At 67.9% G+C, this 18987-nt stretch carries 16 protein-coding genes; 6 read left to right on the top strand and 10 right to left on the bottom strand.

The features are described from left to right. From ABZ851_RS02265 to ABZ851_RS02245, 5 genes are all read left to right on the top strand, one after another. Positions 1 to 507, top strand: a complete 507-nt coding sequence (locus ABZ851_RS02265) for a R3H domain-containing nucleic acid-binding protein (protein ID WP_361120873.1) — start codon at positions 1 to 3, stop codon at positions 505 to 507. Between the two features lie 136 nt (positions 508 to 643). Next, entirely contained in the window at positions 644 to 1369 is a 726-nt protein-coding gene (gene rsmG / locus ABZ851_RS02260) for a 16S rRNA (guanine(527)-N(7))-methyltransferase RsmG (RefSeq protein WP_088798842.1), read from the top strand. 305 nt (positions 1370 to 1674) lie between these two features. Continuing rightward, positions 1675 to 2745 (top strand): AAA family ATPase, encoded by a 1071-nt coding sequence (locus ABZ851_RS02255; protein WP_336047841.1) that lies wholly within the window; start codon positions 1675 to 1677, stop codon positions 2743 to 2745. Next, positions 2742 to 3839: a ParB/RepB/Spo0J family partition protein gene (locus tag ABZ851_RS02250; protein WP_361120869.1), complete on the top strand. Its 1098-nt coding sequence runs from the start codon at positions 2742 to 2744 to the stop codon at positions 3837 to 3839. Before ABZ851_RS02255 ends, ABZ851_RS02250 begins: the two co-directional genes overlap by 4 nt. Before the next feature lie 308 nt (positions 3840 to 4147). Beyond that, a complete protein-coding gene (locus tag ABZ851_RS02245; protein WP_088798845.1) occupies positions 4148 to 4765 on the top strand; it encodes a GNAT family N-acetyltransferase in 618 nt (205 codons plus the stop codon). Between the two features lie 83 nt (positions 4766 to 4848). Here ABZ851_RS02245 and trxA read toward each other — a convergent pair whose 3' ends face one another. The 8 genes from trxA to ABZ851_RS02205 form a co-directional block, all read right to left on the bottom strand. Next, a complete protein-coding gene (trxA, locus tag ABZ851_RS02240; RefSeq protein WP_030615259.1) occupies positions 4849 to 5175 on the bottom strand; it encodes a thioredoxin in 327 nt (108 codons plus the stop codon). A gap of 48 nt (positions 5176 to 5223) precedes the next feature. Continuing rightward, positions 5224 to 6195, bottom strand: coding sequence for a thioredoxin-disulfide reductase (gene trxB / locus ABZ851_RS02235; protein ID WP_336047542.1), 972 nt, complete (start codon positions 6193 to 6195; stop codon positions 5224 to 5226). A 114-nt stretch (positions 6196 to 6309) separates the two neighbouring features. Next, the gene (locus ABZ851_RS02230; protein WP_361121785.1) at positions 6310 to 7245 is read right to left on the bottom strand and encodes a zf-HC2 domain-containing protein; all 936 of its coding nucleotides are present in this window, start codon (positions 7243 to 7245) and stop codon (positions 6310 to 6312) included. Between the two features lie 5 nt (positions 7246 to 7250). After that, on the bottom strand, positions 7251 to 7934 hold the full coding sequence (sigM, locus tag ABZ851_RS02225) for an RNA polymerase sigma factor SigM (protein ID WP_361120864.1): 684 nt from the start codon (positions 7932 to 7934) through the stop codon (positions 7251 to 7253). 337 nt (positions 7935 to 8271) lie between these two features. Next, on the bottom strand, positions 8272 to 8538 hold the full coding sequence (locus ABZ851_RS02220) for a hypothetical protein (RefSeq protein ID WP_361120861.1): 267 nt from the start codon (positions 8536 to 8538) through the stop codon (positions 8272 to 8274). Positions 8539 to 8808: 270 nt separating this feature from the next. Continuing rightward, positions 8809 to 10521: a serine/threonine protein kinase gene (locus tag ABZ851_RS02215; protein ID WP_361121782.1), complete on the bottom strand. Its 1713-nt coding sequence runs from the start codon at positions 10519 to 10521 to the stop codon at positions 8809 to 8811. A gap of 107 nt (positions 10522 to 10628) precedes the next feature. Further along, positions 10629 to 12863, bottom strand: a complete 2235-nt coding sequence (gene murJ / locus ABZ851_RS02210; RefSeq protein ID WP_361120858.1) for a murein biosynthesis integral membrane protein MurJ — start codon at positions 12861 to 12863, stop codon at positions 10629 to 10631. 46 nt (positions 12864 to 12909) lie between these two features. Next, positions 12910 to 15147: a DUF6049 family protein gene (locus ABZ851_RS02205; protein WP_361121779.1), complete on the bottom strand. Its 2238-nt coding sequence runs from the start codon at positions 15145 to 15147 to the stop codon at positions 12910 to 12912. A 291-nt stretch (positions 15148 to 15438) separates the two neighbouring features. On the opposite strand from ABZ851_RS02205, the gene ABZ851_RS02200 reads away from it, so the two are divergent. Beyond that, entirely contained in the window at positions 15439 to 16914 is a 1476-nt protein-coding gene (locus tag ABZ851_RS02200) for a CCA tRNA nucleotidyltransferase (RefSeq protein ID WP_361120855.1), read from the top strand. Positions 16915 to 17020: 106 nt separating this feature from the next. On the opposite strand, the gene ABZ851_RS02195 is transcribed toward ABZ851_RS02200, so the two are convergent. Together ABZ851_RS02195 and ABZ851_RS02190 are read right to left on the bottom strand one after the other, a co-directional pair. Further along, complete coding sequence (locus ABZ851_RS02195) at positions 17021 to 17605, bottom strand: hypothetical protein (protein WP_361120853.1); 585 nt, start codon at positions 17603 to 17605, stop codon at positions 17021 to 17023. 112 nt (positions 17606 to 17717) lie between these two features. Next, positions 17718 to 18977: an MFS transporter gene (locus ABZ851_RS02190; protein WP_361120850.1), complete on the bottom strand. Its 1260-nt coding sequence runs from the start codon at positions 18975 to 18977 to the stop codon at positions 17718 to 17720. Positions 18978 to 18987 lie beyond the last annotated feature (10 nt).

Genomic DNA, 18987 nt, shown 5'->3' with positions numbered 1-18987 from the left:
GTGACGGACACGACCCCTGCCACCAAGGGCACCGACACCCTGACCCGCCTGGAGCAGGAAGGCGAGATCGCGGCCGACTACCTCGAGGGTCTGCTGGACATCGCCGACCTCGACGGTGACATCGACATGGATGTCGAGGCCGACCGTGCCGCTGTGTCGATCATCAGTGACTCGACCAGCCGTGACCTGCAGAAGCTGGTGGGCCGCGACGGTGAGGTGCTGGAGGCTCTGCAGGAGCTGACCCGGCTGGCCGTGCACCGTGAAACCGGTGACCGCAGCCGTCTGATGCTGGACATCGCCGGCTTCCGGGCGCGTAAGCGCGAGGAGCTCGCGGAGATCGGTGCGAAGGCCGCGGAAGAGGTCAAGGGCACCGGTGAGCTGGTGAAGCTCGACCCCATGACGCCGTTCGAGCGCAAGGTCGTCCACGACGCGGTGGCGGCGGCCGGGCTCCGCAGCGAGTCCGAGGGCGAGGAGCCGCAGCGCCGAGTGGTTGTTCTCCCGGCCTGACCGCTCAGCGCTCCCGTTTTTCTTTGGCCCCGTCTGCTCGCAGGCGGGGCCAAAAGTTGTCAGCGTTCTGTGTTATCCCGGGGGGCGTAACCCGGGTTCCCGGCAGGAAAAGCAGTCCAGAGGAAGGGCGGTTCCCGTGACGGAGGCAGCAGCGGAGCTCCCTCCTGCGCCGAAGGCGGCGGAGGAGGTTTTCGGCGAGCGCTTTGCGGAGGCCGTGCGGTACGGCGAACTGCTCGCCGACGCCGGGGTGAAGCGTGGGCTCATCGGCCCGCGTGAGGTGCCGCGGTTGTGGGAGCGGCACCTGTTGAACTGCGCGGTGCTCTCCGAGGTCGTGCCCGAGGGCGTCTCGGTCTGCGATGTGGGCTCGGGGGCCGGGCTGCCCGGTATCCCGCTGGCTCTGGTGCGCCCGGATTTGAAGATCACGCTGCTGGAGCCGTTGCTGCGGCGTACGAACTTCCTTCAGGAAGTCGTCGAGCTGCTGGGGCTGGACCATGTCACGGTCGTGCGCGGGCGGGCCGAAGAGGTGATGGGAAAGCTGCCCCAGGTGCATGTGGTGACGGCGCGCGCCGTCGCCCCGCTCGACCGGCTGGCCGGCTGGGGGGTTCCGCTGCTGCGTCCTTACGGCGAGATGCTGGCGCTCAAGGGCGATGCCGCGGAGGAGGAGCTCAAGGGAGCCCGGGCGGCGCTGAGCAAGCTGGGCGTCGTGGAGACCTCGGTGGTGCACGTCGGCGAGGGCATCGTGGATCCGCCGTCGACCGTCGTACGGGTCGAGGTGGGCGAGAGTCCCGGCGGTGTGCGCTTTGCGGCCAAGCGGGCCAAGGCGGCTCGGGTGGGCCGGGCATCGAGGGGCCGTCGGCGCTGACGCCCTGGGGCCGGGTCGTCACCGACCGGCAGGGGCGCCAGCGGGTGCCGTTCGGTGCCGAGAGAAAACGGCAAAGGCCCTTAATGCCACCAAAACGACACAAGACGGAGTGTCGCGGCTGATTCAGGCGTGACGCTGGCATCGTGTTTCACGTGAAACGTCGTTCTCTACTGCAAGGGATCATCGACCGTGGTCGTGCGGCCGCCGCGCCCCGCGACCGTAGACCCACAAGGGTCAGCGAAGTATCCACAGAAGTGGATTCGTCCACAGGAGAACGGACCTCACTGGTTCGCGACACCGAAAGCATGGCAGGCTCTGAACATTGCGAGCCTGATGTCGAGGAGAGTGAATCCTTGCGGTCCGACGCCAACATCGCGGGACCGATGACCGATCCGGTCCCCGGTCCCCGTAGCGAGTCGTTCGGGGACGACGTTTCACGTGAAACGCCGCCCCCGATGGACGACACCCCGATCGGTCGTGCAGCTCAGCTGGCGGTGGAGGCACTTGGCCGCGCGGGTGAGGGGCTGCCCCGGCCTGAACAGACTCGGGTCATGGTGGTTGCCAACCAGAAGGGCGGGGTCGGCAAGACCACGACCACGGTGAACCTGGCGGCCTCCTTGGCTCTGCACGGTGCCCGGGTTCTGGTGATCGACCTCGACCCCCAGGGCAATGCGTCAACGGCGCTGGGCATCGACCACCACTCCGAAGTGCCCTCCATCTACGACGTACTCGTGGAGAGCAAGCCACTCTCCGATGTCGTACAGCCGGTCGTGGATGTGGAGGGCTTGTTCTGCGCGCCCGCCACGATCGATCTGGCCGGTGCGGAGATCGAGCTGGTCTCGCTGGTGGCCCGTGAGAGCCGTCTCGACCGGGCGATCAAGGCGTATGAACAGCCCCTGGACTACATCTTCATCGACTGCCCGCCCTCGCTCGGCCTGCTGACGGTCAACGCTCTGGTGGCCGGCGCCGAGGTACTGATCCCGATTCAGTGCGAGTATTACGCGCTGGAGGGGCTGGGCCAGCTGCTCCGGAACGTTGATCTGGTGCGGGGGCATCTCAACCCCGAGCTCCATGTCTCGACGATCCTGCTCACCATGTACGACGGCCGCACCCGGCTGGCCTCCCAGGTCGCCGATGAAGTGCGCAGTCACTTCGGCCACGAGGTGCTCCGTACCAGCATTCCCCGCTCGGTGCGCATCTCCGAGGCACCCAGCTATGGGCAGACGGTGCTCACCTATGACCCGGGATCCAGTGGCTCGCTTTCCTATCTCGAAGCAGCCCGAGAGATCGCGTTGCGTGGGGTCCCGCACACCGGGGGCCAGGGCCTCAGCGTCAACTATGAAGCACAGCACAGCATCTCGGAGGGGACTCAGTGAGCGAACGACGTAGAGGCCTGGGCCGTGGGCTCGGTGCGCTGATCCCCGCGGCACCGCAGAGCACGGACCATGCCGGGACTACGGGACAGGGAGCGGCGTCCTCGTCGTCCGCACCGGTCTTGGCCCCGGAACGAGGAGTGGCGGCCGCCAAGGTGACGTCGCTGCCGACGCACGGTGTTTCACGTGAAACGGAGACATCGGCAGGGTCGGAGGCATCGTCGGCCGGCGTGTCGGAAGTGGCAGGTGCACACTTCGCCGAGGTGCCACTGGACGCGATCAAGCCGAACCCGCGCCAGCCGCGTGAGGTCTTCGACGAGGACGCCCTTGCCGAGCTGGTCACCTCCATCAAGGAGGTGGGCCTGCTCCAGCCGGTGGTGGTCCGTCAGACGGGACCGGGGCGGTATGAGCTCATCATGGGTGAGCGCCGCTGGCGGGCGTGCCGTGAGGCCGGCCTGGAGAAGATTCCCGCGATCGTGCGGGCCACGGACGACGAGAAGCTGCTGCTCGATGCCCTTCTGGAGAACCTCCACCGGGCGCAGCTCAACCCGCTGGAAGAGGCAGCCGCTTACGACCAGCTGCTGAAGGACTTCAAGTGCACGCATGACGAGCTGGCCGACCGGATCGGGCGTTCGCGCCCACAGGTCTCCAACACGCTGCGGCTGCTGAAGCTCTCGCCGTCCGTGCAGAAGCGGCTCGCTGCGGGTGTGCTCTCCGCAGGACATGCCCGCGCCCTGCTGTCCGTGGAGGACTCGGAAGAGCAGGACCACCTCGCGCGACGCATCGTGGCAGAGGGACTGTCGGTCCGTTCCGTCGAGGAGATCGTCACGCTGATGGGGTCGACCCCCAAGAGCGCGAACAAGGCCAAGGGTCCCCGTGCGGGCACCCGGGTGTCTCCCGCGCTGACGGGTCTGGCCTCCCGGCTGTCCGATCGCTTCGAGACCCGGGTGAAGGTCGACCTGGGGCAGAAGAAGGGAAAGATCGTCGTCGAGTTCGCCTCGATGGATGATCTGGAGCGTATCCTCGGCACGCTCGCCCCTGGTGAGGGGCGGGTCCTGGGCCAGTCGCTGGCCGAGGAGAGCGACGACGAAGAGTGAGCTGATGCTCTCGGCTCCTGGGCGGGCCGTGTTCCGGAGTGCATACCGGAACACGGCCCGCCCTTTGCTCTCTTGCGGTATCCGTGCCCGTAAAGGGTGGATACGATGCGTTCGGGTATGGCACGCATCCATGTGGAGAGACCTCACACCGAGGAGAGGGCCATGCAATCGGTGAGCCGCACCGGACTGTTGGCAGCGGGGTTCGGCCTCGCAGCTGTCGGAGGATTCGTTGGTGGTCTGCTCAGAGAGCAGGCGGCGCTGACGGCGCTTCGTGGTGCGGCAGGCGAGGGAAGCGAGGACCTGGTTTCATGGGCCGTCGGCTCGTACCGCTCACGTTGGACAACCTTCCGGACCTTCCCAAGCGCTGCCGCTCCTGTGTCTTCTGGGAGCTCGACCCCGTCAGCGGCGAGGCCGCGGTAAAAGCGGGACGCCCGGAGCTGGAGAAGGAAGCCTGGATCTCGGCAGTACTGCTGGAGTGGGGGTCCTGCGGGCGGGTGGTCTATGTCGACGAGGTGCCCGTCGGGTTCGTGATGTATGCCCCGCCGGCGTATGTGCCGCGTTCCACGGCCTTCCCCACCAGCCCGGTCTCACCGGACGCGGTGCAGTTGCTGACGGCCTGGCTGATCCCTGGATACCAAGGTCAGGGGCTGGGACGCGTGATGGTCCAGACGGTCGCCAAGGACCTCATCCAGCGCGGCTTCAAAGCCATCGAAGCCTTTGGCGATGCCCGCTGGAGCGAGCCGGCGTGTGTGCTGCCCGCCCATCACCTCCTCGCGGTCGGCTTCAAGACCGTACGGCCCCATCCCCGCTTCCCTCGGCTGCGCCTCGAGCTGCGGACCACGCTCTCGTGGAAGGAAGATGTCGAACTGGCTCTCGACCGCTTGCTGGGAGCCGTGCAGAAGGAACCGGCCCTGCGACCGTTGTAGGGCGTGCGGTTTCCCGTGAAACAGAGAACGGGCCCGCCCCTTGGTGGGGCAGGCCCGTTTCCCGTGAAACGGAGTGGCGTGACTCAGGCGAGGTAGTCCGCCAGGTCGCGCTCGATCGCTGCCTTCGGCTTGGCACCGACGATGGTCTTCACGACCTCGCCGCCCTGGTAGACGTTCATGGTCGGGATCGACATGACGCCGTACTTGGCGGTGGTGGCCGGGTTCTCGTCGGTGTTCAGCTTGGCGATGACGATCTCGTCGTGCTCGGCGGCAATTGCCTCCAGGGACGGGGCGACCTGGCGGCACGGGCCGCACCAGGTGGCCCAGAAGTCCACAAGGACGGGCTTGTCGCTCTTGAGAACGACCTCTTCGAAGTTGTCGTCCGTGACGGTCACCGTGGCGCCGGCCATGGCAATCTCCTTACTGGGTGTGGGTGGTGGGAAAGCTGGGTGCGCGGATCAGACGGAGGCGGTCTTGTCCGGCTCGGGCGCCTCGCTGTCCGACAGCGCCGCGAGGAACCGCTCGGCGTCGAGGGCGGCGGAGCAGCCCGTACCGGCCGCGGTGATTGCCTGGCGGTAGGTGTGGTCGACGACATCGCCGGCACCGAAGACGCCCGTCAGGTTGGTCCGCGTGCTGGGCGCATCGACCTTGAGGTAGCCCTCGTCGTCGAGCTTCAGCTGCCCCTTGAACAGCTCGGTCCGCGGGTCGTGGCCGATCGCGATGAAGAGGCCGGTGACGGGGAGTTCGGAGGTCTCGCCGGTCTTACGGTTGCGCAGTGTCAGACCCGAGAGCTTGCTCTCACCGTGGATCTCGGCGACGTCGCTGTCCCACACAAACTTGATCTTCGGGTCCGCGAAGGCACGCTCCTGCATCGCCTTGCTGGCCCGCAGGGTGTCGCGGCGGTGGACGACCGTGACCGACTTGGCGAAGCGGGAGAGGAAGGTGGCCTCCTCCATCGCGGTGTCGCCGCCACCGATGACGGCGATGTCCTGGTCCTTGAAGAAGAACCCGTCGCAGGTGGCGCACCAGGAGACGCCACGGCCGGACAGCTCGTCCTCACGGGGAAGGCCGAGCTTGCGGTGCTGGGAGCCGGTGCTGACGATCACGGTCTTCGCCCGGTGCACGTTGCCGGCGGTGTCCGTGACGGTCTTGATCTCCTCGGAGAGGTCGACCGAGACGATGTCGTCCGGCACCAGCTCGGCGCCGAAGCGCTCCGCCTGGGCGCGCATGTTGTCCATCAGGTCCGGCCCCATGATGCCGTCGCGGAAACCGGGGAAGTTCTCCACGTCGGTGGTGTTCATCAGCGCGCCTCCGGCGGTGACGGCACCTTCGAAGACCAGCGGCTTCAGGGACGCGCGGGCGGTGTAGAGCGCTGCGGTGTAGCCCGCGGGCCCGGAGCCAATGATGATCACGTTGCGGACGTCGCTCACGGGTGTCTTCCTTGTCTCTGCCGACTGCTTGCTGGGGCTCTCGGAACTCTCACCCCACCCAACGGATCCTACGGGGCGAGCATTCCCGGAGTGTCACAGCGCACTGCTCGTCGTTCAGTCTCGCTGGTACGAGTGAGACAGCAGAATCTTTCCGGGAGCCGGTGGCGTGGCAGAGACGCAGGAGGAACTGATGACAAAGGCGGAGACGCGCTGTGCGTCGGCCGGATCCGGCAGCACCACGAGGTAGGCGTCCTTGCCCTGGTACCGGGTGTGGCTGGACGCAAGCGGTGCTTCCGTCCGCCCGGTGCCCAGACGCACACACGACGGAACGGTGTCGGCGCCGCCGCGCAGCGTCGACTCGGGAGCGGTGCGCGTGCCGATGTCCGGGGACTTGTGCGAGCCCTTTGACGCCAGCAGGTCGTGTACATGCGAACCAAGGGTGGCGGCGGTCAGGCCTGCTGCCTCTGTGGTTTTCTCGGGGGCGGCGGTGGCCCGGCCATGGTGGCCGGCCTGGGAGCTGTCGACAGCGGCGTTCTGGATGAGCAGGCCGCCGAAGCTGAAGACCGCCGCGGCAGCTGCGGTGCTGAGCAGAATACGGGGCCAGCGTCGCGAACGAGGCGAACGGCCGCCGGGCGACTGGCGGCCTGGCCCAAAGGACCCCCGGGCACGCCCGGCAGGCCGGGTGGACGCTCCGACACGGTGGGGAGGCTCATTGTCGGTTTCACGTGAAACCATGACGGAGGTGGTGGCTGTTTCACGTGAAACATGAGCCGCGGCGGCAGGCGTGCTGGCGTCCAGCAGTGCCTCGGCGGCAAGGGCGGCATCGATACGGCCGGCCACGTCGGCCGGCATACGTGTCGGGCCGGGAAGGGTGCCGAGCAGTGCCCGGATCTCTTCCAACGACGCATAGACGTCATCACACAACGGGCAGCCGGCGAGATGATGGCGCACATCTGCGCTGCGAGAAGGGGACAGCAGCCCGTCCGTGAGGTCAGAGAGCTCGGAGACTTCCGGGTGCTCACCTGTGGGGTGCTCATCCGTGCCGGTCATCGACGTCACGCTCGCCCACCTCCGCCCTTCACGGCACCTGTGTCGTTCGGTCCTGCCGTCGGTGGGACGGATGTCCCCTGCGCCCGGTTCCTTCCCCCGCTCGTGGGTTTGCTATCCCCGCTGTCGGCGCGCAGATGGGTGACCATGGGGAGGAGCCGAGCGCGGCCTCGTGCACAGCGGCTTTTCACCGTGCCGGTGGGGATGTCGAGGATCGCCGCGGCTTCCGCGACGGGGTAGCCCTGCATATCGACGAGGACGAGCGCCGCACGCTGTTCCTCGGGGAGCGTGCGCAGAGCACTGAGCAGCTCACGGTGCAGGTCCTGGCGCTCGGCGGGTGCCGCGGCGGATTCCTGGGGTTCGAGAAGCTGCTCCAGCCGCTCGGTCTCGGCAACGGGCGAGGTACGCCGCGAAGCGGCCTTACGCGCCCGGTCCAGGCAGGCGTTGACCGTGATGCGGTGCAGCCAGGTCGTCACGGCGGACTGCCCGCGGAAGGTGTGAGCCGCGCGATAAGCGGAGACCAGGGCGTCCTGCACGGCGTCGGCAGCCTCTTCGCGATCACCGAGGGTGCGCAGTGCCACCGCCCAGAGCCGGTCGCGGTGGCGGCGGACTATCTCCCCGAAGGCATCGGGGTCGCCAGCGACATGGCGAGCGATGAGGTCTTGATCACTAGAATCCTCTAGCAGGCCCATCCATACCCCCTCCCCTGGCGCCGACTCCGAAAATCTTGTCCCCTGTAAGACAGCGGCGTAAAGATCGCTAACCTAGTGCTACTTTGTGTAAGCACCCTTTGACTTAAAGCAACAATGTGTCACTGTTCATCGTAGGCAGGTGTGCGGAGAACCACTAGGGAGCCTATCGCCCCGCAGGCGAGTGACCTTCTTGCCCGAGAACGCTAAAGGATGCGTTGCTGCTTCTGCTTCTCAGGGGAGTTCTGCTCAGGTAGTGCGCCGCGAAAGGCCAGAATCGCCCGGGGGGGGGGCACGATGGCTCGCTCATTCGTCGGCGCGCCATCGTGCCGGGTGGGGGCTAGTTGCGCCCCTCGGTGTCCTGGGCGACGACGAAGTACTTGCCGCAGTTACCGCCGAACCTCCACGTTCCGCGGCCGGTCCACGCGCCGTAAATCGTCTTTCCGTTGCTGCAGTCGGTGACGGCGCGAGCCTGACCGCTCTTGACGGTGCAGCTCGCGCTCCACGTGGCGACCGTCTGCTTCCAGTTGCGACAGCTGTAGTTGCCCCCGGCGGCGGACGCAGGGGTGGCGGTGGCGATCCCGCCGACGAGGAACAAAGTGGCCACGGATGCCGTTGCGGCTTGGCGCCACCCAGTGTGCTTGAGCAAAGTATCCCCCTGATGCCCTGTCGGGTGACTGTTTGATCACTGCGGCACTTGAGTAAGTGCGCATGATCATCTTAGCCCACATGTCAAAGTTTGGGTTGGGGGTGACGTCATGGTGGGGCAGGATCAGGCTGTCTGCCGCACGATGTCGCCCCGCCGACCCGAAGGTTGGCGGGGCGTTCTCAATCTCGTATTTCCGGGTTCCCGGTGCGCTGAGTTGATGCTGGTGAGTCAGCTGAAGATTTTCACTTCTGAAATGCCGCCGCGGAAACCATCCGATGTTCCATCAGAGGAAAGTTTCGTAATGTGGACCAGGATGTAGCGAGACTTTACCGACTGGTCGAGCTTCACATCCAACTTGTCGCCGGTTTTTCCCAGCTTGGAAAGGCGTTGCGAGAAATCGCCGAGCGACGTCGGATTCGCTGCGGAGGGTGCTGCTGCGCGGACTTCTACGGTCTGGCCTGGCCGATACATGGTGGCCTGTATCCCGGAGATGTCCTTGGCGCTCCCGAGGTCAATGATGATTCCGCTGCCGTCTGCGCGCGGCGACAGGTTTCCGAAGTTGGCCCAGCCCAAGAACCGTCCTGTCACCCAGGCAGTACTCGGATTGCCGTCCGTGACATTGTGAGCTTGATCCTCCGAGAAGGGCTTGGCCAGGGGCGAGAACTCTGTGGCGCCCTTGACCGGGAGAGCCTTTCCGGTGTGCTTCTTCGGACCATCGGCCGGCTGCGAGTTGGCCGGATCGTCCCGGTCCTCCTCGCGCTTCAACAGGGTGTCCGCCAGCTGCCAGCTTCCCAGCCCCAGCGCCGCGATCAGCAGCGCGGAGACGGACCACTTCAGCGCCCGGCCGGTGCGGCTCTGCAGCGGAGGCGGCGGAGAAGCGACCGGCTGGGTCGCATGGCTCGCCTGAGCAGGGCGAGCCGACGGCTGCCGGTAGTTGCCCTGCTGGTATCCCGTGCGCTGATACGGCGGAGGCGTGGCGAAGGCGGTCTCCGGAGGCCGGATACGCGGCATGGCCGCCACGGCCTTGGCCAGCTCCTCAGGGGTGGTGCACGGCTGCTCCTGGCGGGAAGCCGTGGCTCCATCGTTGATCAACGCGCGCATGGCGAGTTCGGACAGCCCGCGGTGCACACCGGCGCGCACCTGGTCGGGTGCGATCAGCCCGACGCCCTTGGGCAGGCCGGTGAGGCCGTGGGCGTCGTTCTCGTACGGCCAGCGCTGGGTCAGCGCGGAGTAGAGCAGCGCCCCGATCGCCTCGGTGTCCGTGCGCTGCGGGTGCTCGCAGGTGATACCGCGCAGCGCCGCCATGACGGCCAGTCCACGGATGCGGTACTGCCCGGACTCCGTGCGCAGCACCGAGCCGGGGGTGATCCGCAGATGGGACAGGCCCTCGCGGTGCGCGGCGGCCATGGCCTGGGAGACCTGGCTGACGAGCTGGTACGCGTCGTGCGGCTCCAGCGGTCCGTTGGCGAGCACCGTGGTGAGCTCGGTGGCGTCCGGCAGCCACTCATGGACCACGTAGACGAGGTCGTTCTCCTCGACGGCGTCCAGGACCTGGACGAACCGGGGGTCACCCAGCAGCGCCGAGGAACGGGCGGCGGACAGCACCGGCCGGGCCCGGGGGTGGTCGGCCGGCAGGATGTGCACGCCGACGGCGCGGCGCAGCTTCTCGTCGACCGCACGCCAGCTGCTGAATCCGTCCAGACGGGTGACGCACTCCTCGAGGCGGTAGCGTCTGGCAAGCTTGTGGCCGCTGTGCAGTTCCGGTGGCTGGGCTTCGATCGCCGCGGCACGCTCCTCGTCGGTGCCCTCGGCGTCCTTTTCCCTGCCGGATACCTTCTCGGCCTTAGCACCGTCGTCCGTGGCCTTACCCGCCTTGGCGGTCAGCGGTTCCTCACCGCTCGTGTCAGCCACGTCGACGGCAGCCGTGCTCCGTTCCGCCACCGTCGTTCCTGCCTCCCCATCCGTTGCAGGCTCAATGAGCCAAGACAATTGTGCCCACAGTCCGCCACTATGCACGACACACGGTGGCAGTCGATGGTTGTGCTCAATCAACGCCCAAGCTTCGACCGGACCATGCCGACCAGGGCGTTCAGTTCCTCGATGCGCATTTTGCGTGCAGCCACGTAGAACACGGCCAGAAGTGCGGCGGCACCGGCGATCAGAGCGGCCAGCGACCCGAGGACACCGGTGCCCAGCGCCTGCATGATCCCGTACACCGCGGCGCCCGAGATGATCGTGGCCGGGATGCTGGCGCCCGCCAGCCGTGCATAGGTCCGCACGACATGAGCGGTGTCGAGATCACCGTCCATACGCTTGCTCAGCCGGCGCCAGGCCACACCCACGCCGATGATGTACGCCAGGCCGTAGGAGGCCGCCATGCCGACCACGGCCCAGCGGGCGGGCAGGACCAGGAAGCACAGGCCGGAGGCCGCGGCGTTGACGGCCGCGACGATCACCGTGTTGTAGAAGGGCGTGCGGGTGTCCTCGTACGCATAGAAAGCGCGCAGGACGACGTACTGCACCGAGAACGGGATCAGCCCCACACCGAAGGCCATCAGCATGTAGCCCATCGGGACGCCGGCGCCGGACGAGCCGTAGACCAGCGTGCACAGCGGGACGCCGAGGGAGAGGAAGCCGAACGAGATCGGCACGATCGCGACGGCGGAGGTGCGCAGGCCCTGCGACATGTCGTCCCGGACGGCGCCGGTGTCACCGTCGTGTGCGGACCGTGCCAGCCGCGGCAGCAGCGCCGCCATGACGGAGACGGTGATGATCGCCTGCGGCATGTTCCAGATCAGCTGTGCGCTGGCGTACGAGATGAAGCCGGTGCCCGGGTGCCCCTGGTCGTTGGCGGTGTTGCCGGCCCAGGTGGAGAGCTGGGTGACGACGAGGACGCCCGCCTGGTTGGCGAGCACGAACAGCACGGTCCACTTGGCGAGCTTGGCGGCCTTGCCCAGGCCATGGCCGCGCCAGTCGAAGCGCAGCCGGAGCTTGAATTCGGCGTCGCGCAGGTAAGGGATCATCGCCAGTGCCTGGACGACGAGCCCGAGGAGGGTGCCGATTCCCAGGAGCCGGATGCCCTCGTCGGGGATGGTGGTGACGCCGATGTGCGAGGTCTTCGCCGTGCCGTAGACCCAGATGAACAGGCCGAAGGTCGCGATCATGACGATGTTGTTGAGGACGGGGGTCCACATCATCGCGCCGAAGCGGCCGCGGGCGTTGAGGATCTGTCCCATGACGACGTGCAGACCCATGAAGAAGATCGTGGGTACGCAGTAGCGGGTGAACGCGACGGCGACTTCGTTGGCCGCCGGGTCACGGGAGATGTCGAAGGAAACCAGTTTCACCAGCAGCGGCGCCGCCACGACCGCCAGGACCGTGAGCACGCCGAGTACCACGATGACCAGCGTCAGCAGCCGGTTCGCGTAGGCCTCGCCGCCGTCCTCGTCCTCCTTCATCGCGCGCACCAGCTGCGGGACGAAGACGGAGTTGAGACCGCCGCCGATGGTCAGGATGAAGATCATCGTCGGGAGCTGGTAGGCGACCTGCCAGGAGTCACCGAGCACCGCACCGCCGAGGGCCGCGACGATCAGTGCCGAGCGGACGAAGCCGGTGAGACGCGACACCATCGTGCCGGCGGCCATCAACGCGCTGGACTTGAACAGGCCGGAGGCGCGGCCGCCGGAGGGCTTGCCGGCCGCCGCCACGGGCGCCGGCTCCGGTGCGGCCTGCTGTGGCACGGCCTCCGGTCCGGGTCCCGCGGGCGCCGAGGGGCCGGCCGTCGCGGGAGCGGGGTGCTGGGGCTCGTAGGACTGCTGGTCCCGGTAGAGATGGGCGAAGGCGTCGGGCTCCGGACGCTCGTCGGCGGCCTGGGTGATCAGGTCGTCCACACCCACGAACTGCGTCGTCGCCGCGGCATCGCCGTACGGCAGATTCCGGGTCGGGCCCTGCGGCTCGGGCGGCGGGGGCGTGGCCCACAGCTGCGGGTCGGGCGGGTGGCTGCCCGCGGCAGGCTGCTGGTAGAGCGGATGCGCGGGCTGCCCGGGCGGCGGCGGAGGGTGCGCGGCGCGGTCGTAGAGCGCCTCGGTCACCGGATCCTGGGCCGTCGGGTCCTGGGCGCGGTGCGGGTCGTTGCGGTAGGCGTCCTGGACATAGGGGTCCTGGGCGTACGGATCCTGGGCGTACGGGTCCTGTTCCGCGGGCGGCGGGGGCGTCGGAGGCACCGGTCCCGTGGGGTCGCCGTTGGCGCCCCGGCCCCGGTCACCGTCGTACGGCGCATTCATCGCTGCCCCACCTCATCCGTCGCCGGCCATCCGGCCCCGCCATCTATCAACGGTCCACCTTCTCACCTGAGCCGGACGGGTCGGAGCTTTCCGATCCGGTGTCCGGCGTGGGGTCACTCGGCTGCTGCGGCTCGTCGCCATCGGTGCCGCCGTTGTCGCCGTCCGTGCCGGCGCCGTCATCGGGCTCGTCACCGTCGGACCCGTCCTCGGCCCGCCGGGCGGCCGCCCGCTTGCGCTGGAGGTAGATCCGCACACCGGCGAGGACGAGCAGCAGCACGCCGCCCGCGATGACGAGCATCACCGTTGCGGTGATCTCCGTGACGTTCACCTGGAACATCATCGGCTCACCGTAGGGCTTCCCGTCCGCCGTGTAGAGCTGGGCGGTCACCCATGCCCGGCCATTGGCGTTCGCCGTGGTGTCGAACTTGAACGACTGGCTGTGCCCGCCGTCCACCGTGATCTGCTGCGACTTCCCCGCGTCCAGACGGTTGGGCTGGGACGAGGACAGCTTCAGCGTCATGTCCTTGACGCCCTGGACCAGGTTGTTCTGCACCGTCACCGGAATCGTGGCGCTGCGCCCGGAGAGCGTCGCCCCCGACTTCTGGATCAGGCGGACCTTCTTGGTCAGGCCGTCGAGGTAGCTGCGTACGGAGTGCCGGTACGTGGTGGCGCCGGTGGCATCGCCCCGCCACTCCGTCGACATCTCCCGCATCATCGCGTTGCCGAACGGGGTCACCACGCGCTCCGGCTGCGCCAGGATCACCTGGAAGTCGTCCAGGGCGGACTGGGTGCCCTGGACCTGCCGGAAGGCGTTGACGGGGAGTTCCTGCCGACGCAGCGAGGACGGGTAGGCGGCGCCACTCGGCACATGGCGGGTGGCCGCGCGGTCGGGCTTGGCCTTGGCCGCGCCGCCGAGGTTCAGCGACTGGGTCCAGCTGCCGGACTCGTCCAGGCTCCGCAGTGCGCCGGCCATGGCGTGGGCCTGGCTGACCGACGGCATGCGCTGCGGCGCGACGACGATGCTGCGCTGCCGGCCCGGGTCCTCAAGGCTGATCATCTGGGTCTGTGCGAGGAACTCCTGGACCGCGTGGGCGGAGTTTCCGGCCTTCGACATATCGCCCTCGAACGCCCGTGAGAGCTGCGCGTCCGCCACGACGGCGGTATTGCCGCCGCCGATGGGGCGGGCCGCCGTAGGGGTGTAGGACAGCCTGTCGGCGTCCCGCAGGCTGTCGCTGCGAGTGATCACGTTGTGCGCGCCGGCCGAGGTCGCGACATCCACGATGGACGAGTCGATCGCGCCGTCGACGGGCCAGGCGAAGTCCGTGCGCGGCTTGACGCCGAGGATCGTGTCCACGGTCTTGTCGGCGAGGTCGGTGGCCGGGCCGAGGTGACCGAGCGCGCTGGGCACGCTCTTGCCGTGGTGAGCGAGCGAGGCCAGATCGGGATCGGCAAAGGGCAGCGCGACGACCTGGTGCGACTTGACCGCTTCTTCGAGGTCGTGCAGCCATTGCTTGGCGACCGCCTGGTTCTTGCCCATGGGGCCGTCCGGGCCGTTCACCCGGTACGACTTGGTCATGGCGTCGACCGTCGCGAGGAGGTCGGGATCGATGACGAAGGTCACCGGGAGGTTCTTGCCGAGCGCGACCATCTGCTGCAGGCGGCCTCCGGGCGCGAGCTCGGCAGCGAGGTCGTCGTTGCGGAAGACCGGCGTCTGCTGGGCATCGGCGTCGGTCTCGGCGGTGAGGTGGGTGCGGGAGATCAGCGGCCACATGTAGGTGAGCTGCGTCTTCTTCCCGTTTCCGGCCGTCTGCCAGGGCAGGAACGTCCGGTCGAAGCCGAGGACCTGCCCGGAGGGTGTGGACGGGGTGCGTCCTGACAAAGAGATGCCGAGCTGGTACACACCGTTATCGCCGAGGTTGAGGTCCTTGGCCGGCACGCTGAGGCTGAAGGAACGGCTGACGCCGGGTTCCAGCTTGCCGATCTTCTCGGTGTGCCCCTTGATCTCCTCACCGTCCGTGCCCGGCAGATAGCCGGTACGGCGGGAAGCGTTCTCGATGGAGCTACGGCCACCGAGCGCGGATCCACGGTGCATTCCGACATGCGCATCCGTGATCGTGCTGCGGCCGTCATTGGTCAGCGTGCCGGAGACGGTGACCGTGTCGCTCTTGGAGGGAGCGGACGGGGACATCGAGTCGATGGTGACGTCGACCGTGCGGGAGCCGGTCGGGGCCGCCTGGGCGGAGGAAGCGTGCGGAACCTGGAGCAGCCCCACGAGAAGGAGCATCCCAGTGAGCAGTGTCACGGTCCTTCGCAGCCATCGACCACGCGGCCGTTCAGTCCGCTGGAACCCTGCCGCCTCGGCCACGCGCTCGCCCGTCCCTCGTCGTCGTCAGTGGTCGTTCGGAATGTGCGTCCACGAATGGTAACGAGGCGCGCAGCGACGGCGTGCCAGGGACTGCTCCACATGATCTCGATGCAGAGGCCGTGTGCCCAGCCGGTTCCCTTGATCGGGTCCCAGCCTGTCCCCTTTATTACGTGACGCTTTGCACTGCGCGGCCACGTACCCTGTTTTGTTGTGCCGAACGCCAACAATGACCTCCCCGCCCCGACCGCCGAGCGGACCCCGCTGTCGACGAACGCGCTGAACCATGTGCAGCGGCGCGCTGTGAGCGAGCTGCTGAGGGTGTCCCCCGTCGCGGATGATCTGGCCCGTCGCTTCCAGGAGGCCGGGTTCACACTTGCCCTGGTCGGCGGCTCGGTCCGGGATGCGCTGCTCGGCCGGCTCGGCAATGACCTCGACTTCACCACCGATGCCCGCCCCGAGGACGTTCTGAAGATCGTCCGGCCGTGGGCGGATGCGGTCTGGGAGGTCGGCATCGCCTTCGGGACGGTCGGCTGCAAGAAGGAATCGTTCGACATCGAGGTCACGACCTACCGGTCCGAGGCGTACGACCGCACCTCCCGCAAGCCCGAGGTGTCGTACGGCGACTCCATCGAGCAGGACCTGGTGCGTCGGGACTTCACGGTGAACGCCATGGCGGTGCTGCTGCCGCAGAAGGAGTTTGTCGACCCGCACGACGGTCTGGAGGACCTGGCCGCGCGTGTGCTGCGCACGCCGGGGACGCCCGAGGAGTCCTTCTCCGATGACCCGCTGCGGATGATGCGCGCGGCCCGCTTCGCCGCTCAGCTGGACTTCGCGGTGGCCCCGGAGGTCGTCGCCGCGATGAAGGCGATGTCGGACCGCATCGAGATCGTCTCCGCGGAGCGCGTACGGGACGAGCTGAACAAGCTGATCCTGTCGGCACACCCCCGCGAGGGCTTGCGGCTGCTCGTCGAGACGGGCCTGGCCGACCAGGTCCTGCCCGAGCTGCCCGCGCTGCGGCTGGAAAGTGACGAGCATCACCGTCACAAGGACGTCTACGAGCACTCGCTGACGGTCCTGGAGCAGGCGATCGACCTCGAGGAGGACGGCCCCGATCTTGTGCTGCGGCTGGCGGCCCTCCTGCACGACATCGGCAAGCCCAGGACGCGGCGCTTCGAGAAGGACGGTCGGGTCTCCTTCCACCACCACGAGGTGGTGGGCGCGAAGATGACCAAGAAGCGGATGACCGCACTGAAGTACTCCAACGACATGGTCAAGGACGTCTCGCGTCTGGTGGAGCTGCATCTGCGGTTCCACGGTTACGGAACGGGCGAGTGGACGGACTCCGCCGTCCGGCGGTACGTGCGCGACGCCGGTCCGCAGCTGAAGCGGCTTCACAAGCTGACCCGCTCGGACTGCACCACTCGCAACAAGCGCAAGGCCGGTGCCCTGTCGCGCGCCTACGACGGGCTTGAGGAGCGCATTGCCCGGCTGCAGGAGCTGGAAGAGCTGGAGGCGATTCGCCCGGACCTGGACGGCAACGAGATCATGCAGATCCTGGGCATCCGCCCGGGGCCCGAGGTCGGCAAGGCCTACAAGCAGATGCTGGAGCTCCGGCTGGAGCGCGGGCCGATGGAGCGGGACGAGGCGATCGCCGCGCTGAAGGAGTGGTGGGCCACCCAGGGCTGACGTTTCACGTGAAACGGGGGGGCGAGCCTTACGTTTCACGTGAAACATGGGGCGGTGTTTCACGTGAAACACCGCCCCATGACGCATCCCAGGTGCTTGCCGTGCGCTACTTCGCCGAGGTCAGGCAGAGCACCATGTGGGTGTCGGATCCCCTGCGTCGGTGCACATTCTTGGTGTAAGCGGACTGATTTGCCGGGCACACGGACGGGTCCGAGGTGTCATCGTGCACCGCGGTCACCTTGTACTGGGCCTCCGAGGTGCCGCAATCCACCACCGAAAGGCCATCGTCGAGCGAACTGCTGGACTTCGTCACGCAGTCGCCGACCTCGGCGCTGCTCGCGTCGTCCATGCTGCTGATCCAGGCGACTGCGAGGAAGACCAGACCGAGGACGACTCCGATGCCCCTCAGGATCGACTTGGGGGAACGGCGCTTGGCGGGCTGCGGCGGTGGTACGGGTGCACCGCCTTGCATGAAGGGTTGCTGGGGCGGCGCGGGGTATCCAGGCTGAGGCTGTCCGTACGGAGCCTGTGGCTGCTGGGGGTAGGCGTATCCGCCCTGGGGCTGGCCGTAGGGGGCCTGGGGTGCCGGCGGTGCCTGCGGATACGGGTTCTGTCCGTAGGGCTGTTGCCCGTATGGCTGTGCGTACGGTGCCTGGCCGTATGGCTGCTGTTCCTGAGGTGGCGTCGTCATGGATCTCCCCCGATATTGATGTGTACAGGCTGCTGTAGGACGTCCGTAAGGTATCCGGTCCGGAGGTCTTGCCGCAGAGCCGTGATCATCTCGGGGTGTGACGGATGTGTGCTCAGCTGCGTACGACGCGGACCAACGCCGCGGTGACCACCGCGTAGAGGACGGTCACCACGCCGAGCAGTGCGATGGAGCGTCCGTCCGGCGGCAGCATGAGGGCGGCGACCGCGGCGGCGCCGACGAAGGCGGCATTGAAGAGAACGTCGTAAATGGCGAAGATCCGGCCGCGGAAGCCGTCGTCGACCGTCGACTGGACGATGGTGTCGGTGGCGATCTTGGTCCCTTGGGTGCCGAGGCCGAGCAGGAACGCGGCGGCCAGCATCGGACCCGGCAGGAAGAACAGTCCGAGAGACGGCAGCAGCACGGCGCCCATCGCGGCACAGCAGGCGATCCAGCCGAACGCGGTGAGCCGCGCTACGGCCCAGGGCGTGATCACAGCGGCCGCGAAGAAGCCCGCCCCTGACACCCCGACGGTGATCCCGAGCAGGGCCAAGCCCTCCGCTTCGGTGCGGGACCAGGAGTACCGGCACAGCATCAGCACCGTGACCGTCAGGGCTCCGTAACAGAAACGGATCAGGGTCATCGCGGTCAGCGCCCGTGCCGGCGCGCGCCGCTCGGCAAGATGGCGCAGCCCGTCCGAAAGTCCCCGCAGGGTGCTCAACAGGGCCTCGCGCAGGTGGGGCTGGAGGTGTGCGGCATCGGGGCCGAGCAATTGCGGTGCCATGCGCAGGGCGGTGAGAGCCGAGCAGAGGTAGAGAGAGGCGGCGAGCAGCACGACGTACGCGTCCACATCCGAGCCGGCCAGCCGGAGGGCGAACGCGAGCCCGCCGCCGGCGGTGGCGGCGAGCGTTCCGGCCGTGGGAGCCAGGGAGTTGGCCATGACCAGCTGCTCTTCACCGTCGACCACACGCGGCAGCGCGGCCGAGAGCCCCGCCAGGACGAAGCGGTTGACGGCGGTCACGAACAGGGCCGAGGCGTAGAAGAGCCAGTCGGGGGCTTGTGACGCGATCAGCGCCGCCGTCGCCATCGCCAGCACCGTGCGCAGCAGATTGCCGTACAGCAGGACCTGACGCCGCCGCCAGCGGTCGAGCAGTACCCCGGTGAACGGCCCGAGGAGGGAGTAGGGGAGCAGCAGGATCGCCATGGCGGAGGCGATGGCGGCGGGGGAGGTCTGCTTCTCGGGCGAGAAGACGACGAAGGCGGCGAGCGCGACCTGGAACACCCCGTCGGCCGCCTGGGAAAGGAGCCGTGCGGCAAGGAGCGAACGGAAGTCGCGTAGCCGGAGTAATACGCGGAGGTCGCGCACAGCATGCATGAGGCACAGC

It is taken from the genome of Streptomyces sp. NPDC047049 (assembly GCF_040643995.1).
GTDB classification, from domain to species: domain Bacteria; phylum Actinomycetota; class Actinomycetes; order Streptomycetales; family Streptomycetaceae; genus Streptomyces; species Streptomyces mooreae.
This window is presented reverse-complemented; position numbering and strand designations above follow the sequence as displayed.

What these genes read in the sequence shown, in the direction of transcription:
- sigM (WP_361120864.1), bottom strand. Translation starts at nt 7,934, where the DNA reads ATGGGCCTGCTAGAGGATTCTAGTGATCAAGACCTCATCGCTCGCCAT.
- ABZ851_RS02245 (WP_088798845.1), top strand. Translation starts at nt 4,148, where the DNA reads ATGGGCCGTCGGCTCGTACCGCTCACGTTGGACAACCTTCCGGACCTT.
- ABZ851_RS02230 (WP_361121785.1), bottom strand. Translation starts at nt 7,245, where the DNA reads ATGACCGGCACGGATGAGCACCCCACAGGTGAGCACCCGGAAGTCTCC.
- trxA (WP_030615259.1), bottom strand. Translation starts at nt 5,175, where the DNA reads ATGGCCGGCGCCACGGTGACCGTCACGGACGACAACTTCGAAGAGGTC.
- ABZ851_RS02255 (WP_336047841.1), top strand. Translation starts at nt 1,675, where the DNA reads ATGGCAGGCTCTGAACATTGCGAGCCTGATGTCGAGGAGAGTGAATCC.
- murJ (WP_361120858.1), bottom strand. Translation starts at nt 12,863, where the DNA reads ATGAATGCGCCGTACGACGGTGACCGGGGCCGGGGCGCCAACGGCGAC.
- ABZ851_RS02190 (WP_361120850.1), bottom strand. Translation starts at nt 18,977, where the DNA reads ATGCATGCTGTGCGCGACCTCCGCGTATTACTCCGGCTACGCGACTTC.
- ABZ851_RS02195 (WP_361120853.1), bottom strand. Translation starts at nt 17,605, where the DNA reads ATGACGACGCCACCTCAGGAACAGCAGCCATACGGCCAGGCACCGTAC.
- ABZ851_RS02205 (WP_361121779.1), bottom strand. Translation starts at nt 15,147, where the DNA reads ATGCTCCTTCTCGTGGGGCTGCTCCAGGTTCCGCACGCTTCCTCCGCC.